Origin of the sequence: Caballeronia choica (genome assembly GCF_001544535.1) — a bacterium.
In the GTDB taxonomy this organism is placed as follows: Bacteria; Pseudomonadota; Gammaproteobacteria; order Burkholderiales; family Burkholderiaceae; genus Caballeronia; species Caballeronia choica.
In genome coordinates this window covers 1-13,320 of the sequence record NZ_FCON02000041.1, presented here as the reverse complement: position 1 = coordinate 13,320, position 13,320 = coordinate 1, and the positions used below count along the sequence as shown (strand labels likewise).

Here is a 13,320-nt window from a genome sequence, read left to right as displayed (position 1 = left end):
TGGGCGCCAAGCGCCGGGCCTGAACGCTAGCGCTGCTGCGAATCCGAGCCCTGGTCTGCCCGATAACCCAGCGAGTGCGAAATCTCCAGCGCCGTATGGCTCAACTGCTTGAGCCAGGCGTCCTGCAAGCGGTCAGCAGGCGCCGACAGCGACAGTCCCGCGACGAGCCGACCGGTATCGTCGTAGATGCCGGCCGCGATGCAGCGCACGCCCAGTTCCAGTTCCTCGTTATCGCGCGCGCAGGCCTGCTGGCGCACGAACGTCAGTTCGCGCTCGAGTTTCCCGAGATCGGTGATGCTGTTCTGCGTATGCCCCGAGAGTCCCGTGCGCATCGCGTAGGCGCGCACGCGCGAGGCCTCGTCGGCGGCGAGAAAGAGCTTGCCGACTGAAGTCAGATGTAGCGGCGCCCGCCCGCCGATCGCCCGCACGACCTGCATGCCCGAGCGCTCCGAATAGGCGCGCTCGATGTAGACGATCTCGTCGCCCTGTCGCACCGAGAGATTCACCGTCTGCCCCGTCTGCCGATGCAGTTCGCGCATTGGCGGCATCGCGGCTTCGCGCACCGAGAGACGCGCCTTCACCAGATTGCCGAGTTCCAGCAGCCGCATGCCGAGCCGGTACGTGCCCGGGTCCGACCGGTCGACGAGCCGGCACAGCACCATGTCGTTCAGGATGCGGTGTGCCGTCGACGGATGCAGTTCGGTGCTGTGCGCGAGTTCTTTGAGGCTGACAGGGTCGGTATGCGCGGCGAGGGCATCGAGAAGACGCATCATGCGCTCGATGACCTGAATGGACGTTTTGGATTCCGGGTTCGTATCGCTCATCGTGGGAAATCGCTTGACGCGTCAAACAGCGGAACTGCAATTGTATCTCGTAATGTGAAAAAAGCGAAAGGATGGGCGCTTCCGTCCCTTTTTTGGGTTGGATGGCCGCGCACCGAGGATCTTCGCGGATATTCGGAGCGTTTTCGCGACGAGTCGAGAAGCTAGAGTCCGAGGCGGCTGGACTTAATGCGCCCGGGGATCGGCTTTTCGGTCATCAAACTAAGGCGTGAAAGTCGTATTTTGGCGAGACCCGCCTGGCACGAGAAATCGTTTAAGGCAACGCGGATAAGGTTCATTTGGCCCCTTGGAGAGCCCTTGTCGCCACGTAGCCTTCGGCGAAATTCACGTACTTGTTAAGCGTTGCCCCAAGGCAAAAGGCCGCTCCGACTGACGCCGGAGCGGCCTTTTTATCGCTTCCCCCACTCATTGCTCGACTGAACGACGCAGCGCGAGACAAACGACCTCGCCTCGAGCAATATCCGCTCAACCGCCGGTGGGCTGGCCGCCCGGCCAGCGTTGCGAACCGTGTCCACCGTTACCTTGATTGGAAGGCGGCTGCACCGTCGGGCGGCTCGGCGCAGGCCCGCCGACCGCAACCGGCGGCGGCCGTCCGCCACCCGCCTGCGATCCGCCGGGCCCGCCATGATTGCCGCCGCTCCCACCGCCCGCCTGTTGTCCAGGCGGCGGTCCGCCATGATTGCCGCCACCGGCCTGCTGTCCCGGCGGCGGTCCGCCGTGATTGCCGCCGTGGCCGTTGTCGCCAGGAGGCCGGCCCTGACCTTGCCAGCCGCCTTGAGAAGGGTGCCGGTATCCCGGGCCGTCGTCCCAGTACCTGCGCGGAGGCGGACCGCCGTAGTACGCCGGACCGCCGTAATAGCTTCCGCCTCCGACATAGACGCCCGATTGCACGACCGGGCCACCGTAACCGTAGGGGTCATACCCGGGGTCGTATCCTGCTGCCGGATAACCGCCGCCATAAGCGGGCGTGCCGTCCGGGTAGACCGCGCACCCGGCGAGAAGCGCCGACGACGCGACAACGAAACCTGCGACTGCGAATTTCATGATTGACTGGAAAACCCGTTGATCGATTACTGAATAAGACACCTGCACGCCGCAAGTGTCTCGAAAACTTTGTAAGGCTTTATGACGGGCAGACGCAGGATTATCCTCGATCGCCCTTGGTGCAACGGTTTGTTGTCCCCAATGCAACAAACATTTGCTTTCAGACGTCTTTTTGAGGCAAGGGCAAACCCGTAGACTTCGAAGCGTCGACAAGTGGGCTTGTTGCCCACGCGACCTGGAAGCAGAGTTGACCATGAAAAAGACAATATCGACCTACTGGCCCGTCGCGATCCTGATCCCGATCGCCCTTGCCTCGTACCTTCACGCCTTGAGTGTCACTCAGCCGGAAGCCGCACCGCGTCAACTGATGAGCGCGGCGAACGTCAGCGCCGAGCTCGCGCGCGCGGTTTCGTTTGGCTACGTTGAACCCGAGGCCGGCTGGAATCCCGCAACGGCCATGCCGAGCGAGACGGCTCCCGCGCCGCGCGTGCTTTGAATCGTGCTGGGATCCGAATCGGGCGCTTTTTTCCGCGCCTTTGTATAATTCGCGGCAATCGAAGCTGCGGCCGGCCTCGTCCGCGCGCGGCCGGCGCAATCTCCTCCTTAATCCCGTGCAGTCTCACTCCCAAACGATGAATTCGATCGCCGTCTGCTTCGTGTGTCTGGGCAATATCTGCCGCTCGCCGAGCGCGGAGGCCGTGATGCTGCATCAGGTGGCGCAGGCGAAACTCGCGGATCGCATCGTCGTCGACTCCGCCGGCACCGGCGACTGGCACATCGACCAGGCGCCCGACGAACGCGCCCAGCGTGCGGCCAAGCGCCGAGGCTACGATCTTTCGGCGTTGCGCGGCCGGCAGATCGCCCCCGACGACTTCGCCCGCTTCGACTTGCTGATCGCGATGGACGATGCCAACGCCGCCGCGCTCGCCCAAAGCTGCCCGCCGGAGCACCGCGACAAGATTCGTCTGCTGATGGAATTCGCCACCCGCGACGACAGCCGCGTGGTGGTCGACCCTTATTTCGGCGGCGACGAAGGTTTCGAGCGCGTTCTCGACCAGTGCGAAGACGCCTGCGAAGGCCTGCTCAACGCGCTGCGCGCGCAACTGGTCGTCTAAACGACTAGAGCGCGGCATCGACCGCCTTTAAGTAAATTCCTATAGATTTTTTCGGGCGGGATACTTGACTAAAAGCGTAGGCTATTTATACTGGACGAAAATCCTCAAGTATTAGCGGTAGCCCCCAAATATGAGACTCACCACGAAAGGCCGTTTCGCCGTCACGGCGATGATCGACCTGGCATTGCGCCAGGAGCAGGGCCCGGTGACGCTGGCCGGCATCAGCCAGCGCCAGCGCATCTCGCTTTCCTACCTCGAACAGCTGTTCGGCAAGCTGCGGCGGCATGAAATCGTCGAATCGGTCCGCGGGCCGGGCGGCGGTTACAACCTCGCGCGCCGCGCGGAGAACGTCACGGTCGCGGACATCATCATCGCGGTCGACGAACCGATCGACGCCACCCAGTGCGGCGGCAAGGGCACATGCGAAGGCACGAAGCAGCACGACGGCCACTGCATGACCCACGAACTCTGGGCGACGCTCAACCAGAAGATGGTCGAGTATCTCGATTCGGTGTCGCTCAAGGATCTCGTCGACCAGCAGCGTGCGCGCGAAGGCTCGTCGGCGGTGCTGCGCGACCGGCGCACCGAGAGTGCGGGCGTCGAAGCCGCGCGCGTCGTGCCCAAAGGACCCAATTCCGTTTTCAACCTGGCGGGCTGACGGCTGCCGCGCCGAACTGCCAGGCAGCACAAGCAGCAGCAAGCGCGAAGCGTCCGCATCTACAACAAAGACAACGCCATTAGACAGATTTCCCGGAGCGACTGATGAACAACGAGTTTCCCCACCTGCCCATTTACATGGACTACAGCGCGACGACCCCGGTAGACCCGCGCGTGGTGGACAAGATGATTCCGTATCTGCGCGAGCAATTCGGTAATCCGGCATCGCGCAGCCACCAGTACGGCTGGGATGCGGAACGTGCGGTCGAGCAAGCGCGCGAGAACGTCGCCGCGCTGGTGAACTGCGATCCGCGCGAAATTATCTGGACGTCGGGCGCAACCGAGTCGGACAACCTCGCGATCAAGGGCGCGGCTCACTTCTACAAGAGCAAGGGCAAGCACGTCATCACGGTGAAGACCGAGCACAAGGCCGTGCTCGACACCTGCCGTGAACTCGAACGCGAAGGCTTCGAGGTCACGTATCTCGACGTGAAGGACGACGGCCTGATCGACCTGGACAAGCTCAAGGCGGCGATTCGCCCGGACACGATTCTCGTGTCGGTCATGAACGTGAACAACGAGATCGGCGTGATTCAGGACATCGCCGCGATCGGCGAGATCACGCGCGAGAAGGGCATCATTTTCCACGTCGACGCGGCGCAGGCCACCGGCAAGATCGTAATCGACCTGCAGAAGCTGAAAGTCGACCTGATGTCGTTCTCGGCGCACAAGACGTATGGTCCGAAGGGCATCGGCGCGCTGTATGTTCGCCGCAAGCCGCGTGTGCGCATCGAAGCGCAGATGCACGGCGGCGGCCACGAACGCGGCATGCGCTCGGGCACGCTCGCGACGCACCAGATCGTCGGCATGGGCGAGGCGTTCCGCATCGCGCGCGAGGAAATGGCAACCGAGAACGAGCGCATCCGCATGCTGCGCGACCGGCTGCTCAAGGGCCTCTCGGATATCGAGGAAACCTATGTCAACGGCGACATGGAACAGCGCGTCCCGCACAACCTCAACATCAGCTTCAACTTCGTCGAAGGCGAGTCGCTGATCATGGCGGTGAAGGACGTGGCGGTGTCGTCGGGTTCGGCTTGCACGTCGGCGTCGCTGGAGCCGTCGTATGTGTTGCGCGCGCTGGGCCGCAACGACGAGCTCGCGCACAGCTCGATTCGCTTCACGGTCGGCCGCTTCACGACGGAGCAGGACGTCGACTACGTGATCAACCTGCTGAAGGGCAAGATCGCCAAGCTGCGCGACCTGTCGCCGCTCTGGGAAATGCACAAGGACGGCATCGACATCTCGACCATCCAGTGGGCCGCGCACTGAGCGCCCCGCCCGTAGCTCGGACATACACGGAATACGAAAGGAGTTTGAATCATGGCATATAGCGACAAGGTTCTGGACCACTACGAAAACCCGCGCAACGTCGGCTCGTTTGGCAAGGACGACGATACGGTCGGCACCGGCATGGTCGGCGCGCCCGCTTGCGGCGACGTCATGAAGCTGCAGATCCGCGTGGGCGCGGACGGCATCATCGAGGACGCGAAGTTCAAGACCTACGGCTGCGGCTCGGCGATTGCCTCCAGCTCGCTCGTGACCGAGTGGGTGAAGGGCAAGACGCTCGATCAGGCGCTTACGATCAAGAACACGCATATCGCCGAGGAACTGGCGCTGCCGCCGGTGAAGATCCACTGCTCGATTCTCGCGGAAGACGCGATCAAGGCAGCGGTCGCCGACTACAAGCAGCGTCACGGCGCGGCGGCTCCCGAAGCGGCGCACGACGAAGCGAAGCAGCACGCGGCGTAATGACGTAATGAAGGGCGGGCGCGACAGATTCGCTGGCGCCCCTGATTTTGGATCAAAGAGCAAGGCCGCAGCATGCGACCGCGAAGCTGGAGTTAATGAGCCACGCGGACGAGCGGCTGCGAGAACGAGACACTATGGCAATCACGTTGACCGAAAAAGCGGCACAGCACGTGCGGAAGTATCTGACGCGACGCGGCAAGGGCGTGGGTCTGCGCCTGGGCGTGCGCACGACGGGCTGCTCGGGCCTTGCGTACAAGCTCGAGTATGTCGACGAACTCGCGCCGGAAGATCAGGTGTTCGAGTCGGCGGGGGTGAAGATCATCATCGATCCGAAGAGCCTCGCGTATCTCGACGGCACCGAGCTCGACTTCGCGCGCGAAGGATTGAACGAAGGTTTCCGCTTCAACAATCCGAACGCGAAGGACGAGTGCGGTTGCGGCGAGTCGTTTCGCGTTTGATGCCGGGAGTACCGGCCAAAGAGGCGGCGTGTGCCGCCTTTTTCTTTCGTGGTCCACTTTCGCGCATTCAGTCACTTTCGTAAATCATGGCAACGCTCAACGACAGCCACTTCGACCTGTTCCACCTGCCGCCGATCTACGCCGTCGATCAGGAGACGCTCGACCACGCCTATCGCACCGTGCAGGCGCAAGTGCATCCCGACCGCTTTGCGGCTGCCGGCGACGCGCAGCGCCGCATCGCGATGCAATGGGCGACGCGCGCGAACGAGGCGTACCAGACGCTGCGCGATCCGCTGAAGCGCGCGCGCTATATGCTGTCGCTGCGGGGCGTCGACGTCGACGACCATAACAACACCGCGATGGAGCCCGCCTTCCTGATGCAGCAGATGGAATGGCGCGAGAGCATCGAGGATGCGGCGGCGGCGAAGAATCTCGGCGCGCTGGAATCCCTGCTCGACGAGTTGCGCGACGAAGAGCGCATCCGGTTTGGAAAACTTGCAGCACTGATCGACAGCAACGCGGATCAGGCGGCAGGCGAGGCCGTGCGCCAGTTGATGTTCATCGAGCGCGTGGCAAGCGAAATCGGCGCGCAGATCGAGAGGCTCGAGCACGCCTGACCGGCCCATCGGCGCATACGCGGCAATCAACCCCCAATAGAACAACGATGGCTTTACTGCAAATCTCAGAACCCGGCATGGCGCCCGCGCCGCATCAGCGACGCGTGGCGATCGGCATCGATCTCGGCACGACCAACTCGCTGGTCGCCGCCGTGCGCAACAGCGTGCCCGAAGTCCTGCCCGACGAAGACGGCCATATGCTGTTGCCGTCCGTCGTGCGTTATCTGGAAAAGGGCGGGCGGCGCATCGGCCGTGTCGCGAAGGATGAGGCGGCGCTCGATCCGCGCAATACGATCGTGTCGGTCAAGCGCTTCATGGGGCGCGGCAAGAGCGAAGTGGAAGGGGCCGAAAACGCGCCCTACGATTTCATCGATGCGCCCGGCATGGTGCAGATTCGCACCGTCGACGGCGTGAAGAGCCCGGTCGAAGTGTCGGCGGAGATTCTGGCGACGCTGCGTTATCGCGCCGAAGACTCGCTCGGCGACGATCTGGTCGGCGCGGTGATCACCGTTCCCGCATATTTCGACGAAGCGCAGCGCCAGGCGACCAAGGACGCCGCGCGTCTCGCGGGCCTGAACGTGTTGCGCCTCCTGAACGAACCGACCGCTGCGGCGATCGCCTACGGTCTGGACAACGCGTCCGAAGGGCTGTACGCCGTGTATGACCTCGGCGGCGGCACGTTCGACCTGTCGATCCTGAAGCTCACCAAGGGCGTGTTCGAAGTGCTGGCGGCGGGCGGCGACTCCGCGCTCGGCGGCGACGATTTCGATTCCGCGCTGTATCGGCATGTGGTCGCGCAGGCGGGCATCGAAATCAGCACGCCCGAGGACGTGCGCCTTCTGCTGGACCGCGTGCGCTCGGCGAAGGAAGCGCTGTCGGATCAGGAAGAAGCCCGCATCGAAGTCACGCTTTCGACCGGCAGGCAGATCGACGTCGCGGTCAGCCAAACGCAATTCGCGACGCTCTCCGAAGCGCTTGTGGCGCGCACGCTGACGCCGACCCGCAAGGCGTTGCGCGACGCGAAAGTCGCGCGGGCCGACATCAAGGGCGTCGTGCTGGTCGGCGGCGCGACGCGCATGCCGGTGATTCGCCGCGCGGTCGAAGACTACTTCGGGCAGCCGCCGCTCACGAATCTGGACCCGGACCAGGTCGTCGCGCTTGGCGCGGCGATCCAGGCGGATCTCCTCGCCGGCAACCGTCGCGGCAACGGCGACGACTGGCTGCTGCTCGACGTGATTCCGCTGTCGCTCGGTGTCGAGACGATGGGCGGGCTCACCGAGAAGATCATCCCGCGCAATTCGACGATTCCCGTCGCGCGCGCGCAGGACTTCACGACCTTCAAGGACGGCCAGACCGCGATGGCGATCCACGTCGTGCAGGGCGAGCGCGAACTCGTCGCCGATTGCCGCTCGCTCGCGCGCTTCGAGCTGCGCGGCATTCCGCCGATGGCGGCGGGCGCGGCGCGCATCCGCGTGACCTATCAGGTCGATGCGGACGGCCTGCTCTCCGTGTTCGCCCGCGAACAGGGGTCGGGCGTGGAGGCGTCGGTGGTGGTGAAGCCGTCCTACGGTCTCGCCGACGACGACGTCGCCCGCATGCTCGAGGAGAGCTTCAAGACCGCCGAGGTCGACATGCGCGCCCGCGCGTTGCGCGAGGCGCAGGTCGACGCGCAACGGTTGGTCGAAGCGACGCAGGCGGCGCTGGAAGCCGACGCCGAACTCCTCGACGACGACGAACGCGCGCAGATCGACGCGCTCGTGGCCGAACTGGCCGCCGTCACGCGTGCGGACAAGCTGGAGGCGATCGAAACCGCGACCAAGGCGCTCTCGGCCGCCACCGACGAATTCGCCGCGCGCCGGATGAACAAGAGCATTCGCCGCGCGCTCGCGGGCCGCAAGCTCGACGACGTCTGATCGAACCATCGAATCTACGGAAAGACTCATGCCTCAAATCGTTGTACTGCCTCATGTGGAACTGTGCCCGGACGGCGCCGTGATCGATGCGGACCTCAGCAAGAGCATCTGCGACAACCTGCTCGACCACGGCATCGAAATCGAGCACGCCTGCGAAAAATCGTGCGCGTGCACGACGTGTCACGTGATCATCCGGGAAGGATTCAACGCGCTGGAACCGTCGGAAGAGGACGAGGACGATCTGCTCGACAAGGCCTGGGGCCTCGAGCCGACATCGCGGTTATCATGTCAGGCGATGGTGCCGGCGGAGGAAGATCTGGTGGTCGAGATCCCGCGCTACTCCATCAACCACGCGAAAGAAAATCACTGACAGCACGGACAGGAGAGCGCCCATGAAGTGGACAGACACGCAAGACATCGCGATGGCACTGACGGACGCGCATCAGGGCGTAGACCCGCAGTATGTGCGTTTCACGGACATGCATCGCTGGATCACCGAACTCGAAGGCTTCGACGACGATCCATCGAAGTCGAACGAGAAGATCCTCGAAGCGATTCAGGCTGCGTGGATCGAAGACGCGGATTATTGATGCACCGTGCGCCCGGGTGATTTTGCGGCGGCGCACGAAACAAAACGGCGATTCCGGGAGGAATCGCCGTTTTGCATTTAGGGCTGCGCTGCGGGTGCGGAATCAGCCTGCGACGAGCGTCCCGTTCTGCACGCGCACATGCTGCCCTTGCTGGAACGGCGGCGCCTGACGATAGGTAAACACGCGCGTCTTGCCGCTTTCCATGTGTACGCGCACCGAATAGTCGGTCTCGCTGCGGATGTGCTTCTCGACCGAGTTCCCTGCGAGACCGCCGCCGAGGGCGCCGAGCAGCGTCATCGCGGTGCGGCCGCTGCCGCGTCCGAACTGGTTGCCGACCACACCGCCCGCCACCGCGCCGCCGACCGCGCCGATCCCGGTTCCCTGGCCTTCGTGGCGCACCGCCGTGATGGCTTCAACCGTGCCGCACGTCGAGCAATACGCCGGCCTTTGCGCGTAGGAAGGCTGCGGCGGGGCGACCGGTTGTGCCGGTGCCTGTTGTGCCTGCTGCTGCTGTTGCTGCGCGGCGGCCTGCTGTTGAGCGGCTTGTTGTGCAGCCTGCTGTTCGGCTTGCTGCTGAGCGGCCGCTTGTTGAGCCGCTGCTTGCTGTTGCGCTTGCTGCGCTGCTTGCTGTTGGGCGGCGCTTGGCGCGCTCGGCGCGGCCGAATCGACGACGGGCTGCGGCGTGACCGCCGCCGACTGCGTCTGCGGGTTCTCGACAAGATTGCTCGAAGCCTTCGGGAACACGCCTGTGATCGCGGCCGTCGCGGCGAGGCTCGCGACGATCACGGCGCCTGCCGCGGTCGCGATCAGCGGATGCAGACGCCGCGAAGACCCGCCGTCGGGCGTGCTGGGGTTGGTGTTTCCGTTATTCATTTTCGACCTCCGAATCGAGGCATGGGTAGTGGCTAGGTGATTGATAAGACGTAGTTTCCGGCAAAACGATCGCGACAGCATTTCATTTTGTAACCGAAGCTGACACGGCGCTTTTCGGTAACGAAGCATGATCGATGCCATCGACGCACCCGCACGGCGCCGTGTGCATCCGACGCCGAACAACGCGGGCAAGGTTTTACCGATGGTTACAAACGAAAATGCGCGCCGGCTGGCGCGCATTTTTACAACGATGCGGGTAATGCACCCCGCCGACGTCAGTCTTCGCGACGCAAATGAGGAAACAGAATCACATCGCGGATGCTCGGGCTATCGGTGAGCAGCATTACCAGCCGGTCGATGCCGATGCCGCAGCCGCCCGTCGGAGGCATGCCGTATTCGAGCGCGCGGATGTAGTCGGCGTCGTAGTACATCGCTTCTTCGTCGCCGGCGTCTTTCTGGTCGACCTGCTTCTGGAAGCGCGCGGCCTGATCTTCCGGATCGTTCAGCTCCGAGAAGCCGTTCGCGATCTCGCGGCCGGTGATGAACAGCTCGAAGCGTTCGGTGATGCCTTCCACCTTGTCCGACGCACGCGCGAGCGGCGACACTTCGATCGGATAATCGATGATGAACGTCGGCTCCCACAATTGCGACTCGGCGGTTTCCTCGAAGAGCGCCAGTTGCAGCGCGCCGACGCCCGCGTTCAGGAACGCCGGCTGGGCCGTATCGACGCCGAACTTCTTCAGTTCCGTGCGCAGGAAAGCGCTATCGGCGAGTTGCTCGCTCGTGTATTGCGGCGCGTATTTCTGGATCGCCTGACCAATCGTCAGCCGATGGAATGGCTTGCCCAGATCGAGTTCGCGGCCCTGGTAGGTGATCGCCGCGGTGCCGCGCGCATCGATGGCGGCCTGGCGGATCAGTTCCTCGGTGAAGTCCATCAGCCACTGGTAATCCGTGTACGCGGCGTAGAACTCCATCATCGTGAATTCCGGATTGTGACGCGGCGAAACGCCTTCGTTACGGAAATTCCGGTTGATTTCGAACACGCGCTCGAAGCCGCCGACGATCAGCCGCTTCAGGTAAAGCTCGGGCGCGATGCGCAGGAACATCTGCATGTCGAGCGCGTTGTGGTGCGTGACGAACGGCTTCGCCGCCGCGCCACCGGGAATCGGATGCAGCATCGGCGTCTCGACTTCCATGAAGTTCGCCTTCGCCATGAAGTTGCGAATCGACGTGAACGCCTTCGTGCGTGCGACGAACGTCTTGCGCGCCTCGGGCGTCACGATCAGGTCGACGTAGCGCTGGCGATAGCGCATTTCCTGGTCGGCGAGACCGTGGAACTTGTCCGGCAGCGGGCGCAGCGCTTTCGACAGCAGGCGCAATTCCGTGCAGCGCACCGACAATTCGCCCTTGTTCGTGCGAAACAGCACGCCCTTCGCCGCGACGATGTCGCCCAGGTCCCACTTCTTGAAGGCGTCGTAGACTTCCGCGCCCACATCGGCCGGCGTGATGAAGAACTGGATCTGGCCGCTGCCGTCCTGCACGGTCGCAAAGCTCGCCTTGCCCATCACACGCTTGAGCATCATCCGGCCGGCCAGCGCCACCGGGAGCGGATTCGCTTCGAGCGCTTCCTTGTCGGTGTCGGCGTAGTCGGCTTGCAGCGCGGCGGCTTGATGCGTCGGACGAAAATCGTTCGGATAGGCGATGCCTTGCTCGCGCAACGCACGCAGTTTCTCGCGGCGCTCGGCGACGATCTGGTTTTCTTCCAGTTCGGGAGCGGCGCTCGTCTGGGTCGGTTCGGTCATGATGGTTTGGCTTTGAATTCGGTCGGAGAGGCGGTTCGGCGCGGCTCGGCGTGGCTGTAATGACGATGCGTCCGGCGCTCGCGCACCCGGATGGCGCTGATCGGAAAAACGGCGCGGCGCGGTCTTCGAAACCCGAAGCCGCGCCGCTTGCGCTTAGACGCCCTGTTTCAGGCTGGCGCTGATGAAGTCGTCGAGATCGCCGTCGAGCACGGCTTTCGTGTTGCTGATTTCGACGTTGGTGCGCAGATCCTTGATGCGGCTGTTGTCGAGCACGTACGAGCGGATCTGGTGGCCCCAGCCCACATCGGTCTTGCTCGATTCGAGCTTGTCCTGCTCAGCCTGACGCTTGCGCATTTCGAACTCGTAGAGCTTCGCCTTCAGCATCTGCATGGCTTCGGCGCGGTTACGGTGCTGCGAGCGGTCGTTCTGGCATTGCACGACGATGCCGGTCGGCCCGTGCGTGAGACGCACCGCGGAATCGGTCTTGTTGATGTGCTGGCCGCCCGCGCCGGACGCGCGATACGTATCCGTGCGGATATCGGCCGGATTGATCTCGATCTCGATCGAATCGTCGACTTCCGGGTAGACGAACACCGACGAAAACGACGTGTGGCGCCCGCCCGACGAATCGAATGGCGACTTGCGCACGAGCCGGTGAACGCCGGTTTCGCTGCGCAGATAACCATACGCGTATTCGCCCTCGACCTTGACGGTCGCGCTCTTGATGCCCGCGACGTCGCCTTCGGATTCTTCGAGCACTTCGGTCTTGAAGCCCTTGCGCTCGCAGTAGCGCAGGTACTGGCGCAGCAGCATCGCCGCCCAGTCGCACGCTTCGGTGCCGCCGGCGCCGGCCTGGATGTCGATGAAGCAGTTGTTCGGGTCGGCCGGATTGCTGAACATCCGGCGAAATTCCATGTCTTCGACGCGCTTTTCGAGCGACGCCGTATCGGCTTCGCAGGCGACGAGCGTTTCTTCGTCGCTTTCCTCGCGGGCCATGTCGAAGAGATCCTGCGTGTCGCGCAGGTCGTTATCGAGGCCGGTGAGCGTCGTGACGACGCCGTCGAGCAGCTTCTTTTCCCGGCCAAGCGCCTGCGCGTTCTTGGAGTCGTTCCAGACGTTCGGGTCTTCGAGAACCTTGTTGACTTCCTCTAGACGCTGGGCTTTTGCGTCGTAGTCAAAGATACCCCCGTAGCTCGGCCGCGCGGCGGCGCAGGTCGGCGAGCAGGTTCTCGATCGAGTTGAGACGTTCCGCTTCCATGGTCGATCTTTTCGGCTTTGTGAAAAGGGGAAATTATAGCCGATCGGATGTTTTTGGCCGCTGGCGCTTGGGGTGGGGGTGGGGTTGGGGTCGGGGGTCGGGGTCGGTTTGTTTACACCGTTTGATGCGCTTGGGCTTCTGCGGAACTTGCTTTGTTTTTGGTTTATTAGCTCTGCCCCTGTCCGGGGCGGGACTCACTTTCTTTGCTGCTGCAAAGAAAGTAAGCAAAGAAAGCAGCTTTCCACCGCCAATGCTTGCCATGCGTCGCTAGCCCGTTATGTCGGAGTGGTCCAACCGGGGGAGTGTCGTTAGCGGGGTTTCATCGTTGTTGGCATGTAGAAA

The 13,320-nt window shown here is 63.4% G+C and carries 15 protein-coding genes; 10 read left to right on the top strand and 5 right to left on the bottom strand.

Annotated elements, in window-relative coordinates; all coding sequences use genetic code 11:
- Nucleotides 1-26: 26 nt before the first annotated feature.
- Complete coding sequence (locus tag AWB68_RS19125) at nucleotides 27-824, bottom strand: IclR family transcriptional regulator (protein WP_087645918.1); 798 nt, start codon at nucleotides 822-824, stop codon at nucleotides 27-29.
- A 483-nt stretch (nucleotides 825-1,307) separates the two neighbouring features.
- Complete coding sequence (locus tag AWB68_RS19120; protein WP_200828736.1) at nucleotides 1,308-1,886, bottom strand: hypothetical protein; 579 nt, start codon at nucleotides 1,884-1,886, stop codon at nucleotides 1,308-1,310.
- A gap of 253 nt (nucleotides 1,887-2,139) precedes the next feature.
- On the opposite strand from AWB68_RS19120, the gene AWB68_RS19115 reads away from it, so the two are divergent.
- From AWB68_RS19115 to iscX, 10 genes are all read left to right on the top strand, one after another.
- On the top strand, nucleotides 2,140-2,382 hold the full coding sequence (locus AWB68_RS19115) for a hypothetical protein (RefSeq protein WP_087645917.1): 243 nt from the start codon (nucleotides 2,140-2,142) through the stop codon (nucleotides 2,380-2,382).
- Between the two features lie 136 nt (nucleotides 2,383-2,518).
- Nucleotides 2,519-3,001, top strand: a complete 483-nt coding sequence (locus AWB68_RS19110; protein ID WP_087645948.1) for a low molecular weight protein-tyrosine-phosphatase — start codon at nucleotides 2,519-2,521, stop codon at nucleotides 2,999-3,001.
- A gap of 130 nt (nucleotides 3,002-3,131) precedes the next feature.
- Nucleotides 3,132-3,659, top strand: coding sequence for a Fe-S cluster assembly transcriptional regulator IscR (iscR, locus tag AWB68_RS19105; RefSeq protein ID WP_087645916.1), 528 nt, complete (start codon nucleotides 3,132-3,134; stop codon nucleotides 3,657-3,659).
- A gap of 104 nt (nucleotides 3,660-3,763) precedes the next feature.
- On the top strand, nucleotides 3,764-4,987 hold the full coding sequence (locus tag AWB68_RS19100) for an IscS subfamily cysteine desulfurase (RefSeq protein ID WP_087645915.1): 1,224 nt from the start codon (nucleotides 3,764-3,766) through the stop codon (nucleotides 4,985-4,987).
- 51 nt (nucleotides 4,988-5,038) lie between these two features.
- On the top strand, nucleotides 5,039-5,467 hold the full coding sequence (gene iscU, locus AWB68_RS19095) for a Fe-S cluster assembly scaffold IscU (protein WP_087645914.1): 429 nt from the start codon (nucleotides 5,039-5,041) through the stop codon (nucleotides 5,465-5,467).
- A 134-nt stretch (nucleotides 5,468-5,601) separates the two neighbouring features.
- Nucleotides 5,602-5,925 carry an iron-sulfur cluster assembly protein IscA gene (gene iscA, locus AWB68_RS19090; RefSeq protein WP_087645913.1) on the top strand — a complete coding sequence of 108 codons (324 nt, stop codon included), beginning with the start codon at nucleotides 5,602-5,604 and terminating at the stop codon, nucleotides 5,923-5,925.
- Between the two features lie 86 nt (nucleotides 5,926-6,011).
- Nucleotides 6,012-6,542: a Fe-S protein assembly co-chaperone HscB gene (gene hscB / locus AWB68_RS19085; RefSeq protein ID WP_087645912.1), complete on the top strand. Its 531-nt coding sequence runs from the start codon at nucleotides 6,012-6,014 to the stop codon at nucleotides 6,540-6,542.
- 47 nt (nucleotides 6,543-6,589) lie between these two features.
- Nucleotides 6,590-8,455: a Fe-S protein assembly chaperone HscA gene (gene hscA, locus AWB68_RS19080; RefSeq protein ID WP_087645911.1), complete on the top strand. Its 1,866-nt coding sequence runs from the start codon at nucleotides 6,590-6,592 to the stop codon at nucleotides 8,453-8,455.
- Nucleotides 8,456-8,483: 28 nt separating this feature from the next.
- A complete protein-coding gene (gene fdx / locus AWB68_RS19075) occupies nucleotides 8,484-8,825 on the top strand; it encodes an ISC system 2Fe-2S type ferredoxin (protein ID WP_035938157.1) in 342 nt (113 codons plus the stop codon).
- Between the two features lie 22 nt (nucleotides 8,826-8,847).
- On the top strand, nucleotides 8,848-9,045 hold the full coding sequence (iscX, locus tag AWB68_RS19070; RefSeq protein ID WP_087645910.1) for a Fe-S cluster assembly protein IscX: 198 nt from the start codon (nucleotides 8,848-8,850) through the stop codon (nucleotides 9,043-9,045).
- 102 nt (nucleotides 9,046-9,147) lie between these two features.
- Here the strand turns inward: iscX and AWB68_RS19065 are convergent, their stop codons facing one another.
- The 3 genes from AWB68_RS19065 to prfB all read right to left on the bottom strand — a co-directional run bounded on the left by AWB68_RS19065 (nucleotide 9,148) and on the right by prfB (nucleotide 12,978).
- A complete protein-coding gene (locus AWB68_RS19065) occupies nucleotides 9,148-9,918 on the bottom strand; it encodes a glycine zipper 2TM domain-containing protein (protein WP_087645909.1) in 771 nt (256 codons plus the stop codon).
- A gap of 275 nt (nucleotides 9,919-10,193) precedes the next feature.
- A complete protein-coding gene (gene lysS / locus AWB68_RS19060; protein ID WP_087645908.1) occupies nucleotides 10,194-11,720 on the bottom strand; it encodes a lysine--tRNA ligase in 1,527 nt (508 codons plus the stop codon).
- 153 nt (nucleotides 11,721-11,873) lie between these two features.
- A protein-coding gene (gene prfB / locus AWB68_RS19055; RefSeq protein WP_200828735.1) for a peptide chain release factor 2 occupies nucleotides 11,874-12,978 on the bottom strand; the annotation gives its coding sequence in 2 pieces (ribosomal slippage) (nucleotides 11,874-12,905 and nucleotides 12,907-12,978; 1,104 coding nt in all).
- Nucleotides 12,979-13,320 lie beyond the last annotated feature (342 nt).

Bases quoted from the DNA above. Each gene is read 5' to 3' on its own strand.
- AWB68_RS19125 (WP_087645918.1), bottom strand. From the start codon at position 824: ATGAGCGATACGAACCCGGAATCCAAAACGTCCATTCAGGTCATCGAG.
- hscA (WP_087645911.1), top strand. From the start codon at position 6,590: ATGGCTTTACTGCAAATCTCAGAACCCGGCATGGCGCCCGCGCCGCAT.
- AWB68_RS19120 (WP_200828736.1), bottom strand. From the start codon at position 1,886: ATGAAATTCGCAGTCGCAGGTTTCGTTGTCGCGTCGTCGGCGCTTCTC.
- iscA (WP_087645913.1), top strand. From the start codon at position 5,602: ATGGCAATCACGTTGACCGAAAAAGCGGCACAGCACGTGCGGAAGTAT.
- iscU (WP_087645914.1), top strand. From the start codon at position 5,039: ATGGCATATAGCGACAAGGTTCTGGACCACTACGAAAACCCGCGCAAC.
- lysS (WP_087645908.1), bottom strand. From the start codon at position 11,720: ATGACCGAACCGACCCAGACGAGCGCCGCTCCCGAACTGGAAGAAAAC.
- AWB68_RS19110 (WP_087645948.1), top strand. From the start codon at position 2,519: ATGAATTCGATCGCCGTCTGCTTCGTGTGTCTGGGCAATATCTGCCGC.
- hscB (WP_087645912.1), top strand. From the start codon at position 6,012: ATGGCAACGCTCAACGACAGCCACTTCGACCTGTTCCACCTGCCGCCG.
- AWB68_RS19100 (WP_087645915.1), top strand. From the start codon at position 3,764: ATGAACAACGAGTTTCCCCACCTGCCCATTTACATGGACTACAGCGCG.
- iscR (WP_087645916.1), top strand. From the start codon at position 3,132: ATGAGACTCACCACGAAAGGCCGTTTCGCCGTCACGGCGATGATCGAC.
- AWB68_RS19065 (WP_087645909.1), bottom strand. From the start codon at position 9,918: ATGAATAACGGAAACACCAACCCCAGCACGCCCGACGGCGGGTCTTCG.
- iscX (WP_087645910.1), top strand. From the start codon at position 8,848: ATGAAGTGGACAGACACGCAAGACATCGCGATGGCACTGACGGACGCG.
- AWB68_RS19115 (WP_087645917.1), top strand. From the start codon at position 2,140: ATGAAAAAGACAATATCGACCTACTGGCCCGTCGCGATCCTGATCCCG.
- fdx (WP_035938157.1), top strand. From the start codon at position 8,484: ATGCCTCAAATCGTTGTACTGCCTCATGTGGAACTGTGCCCGGACGGC.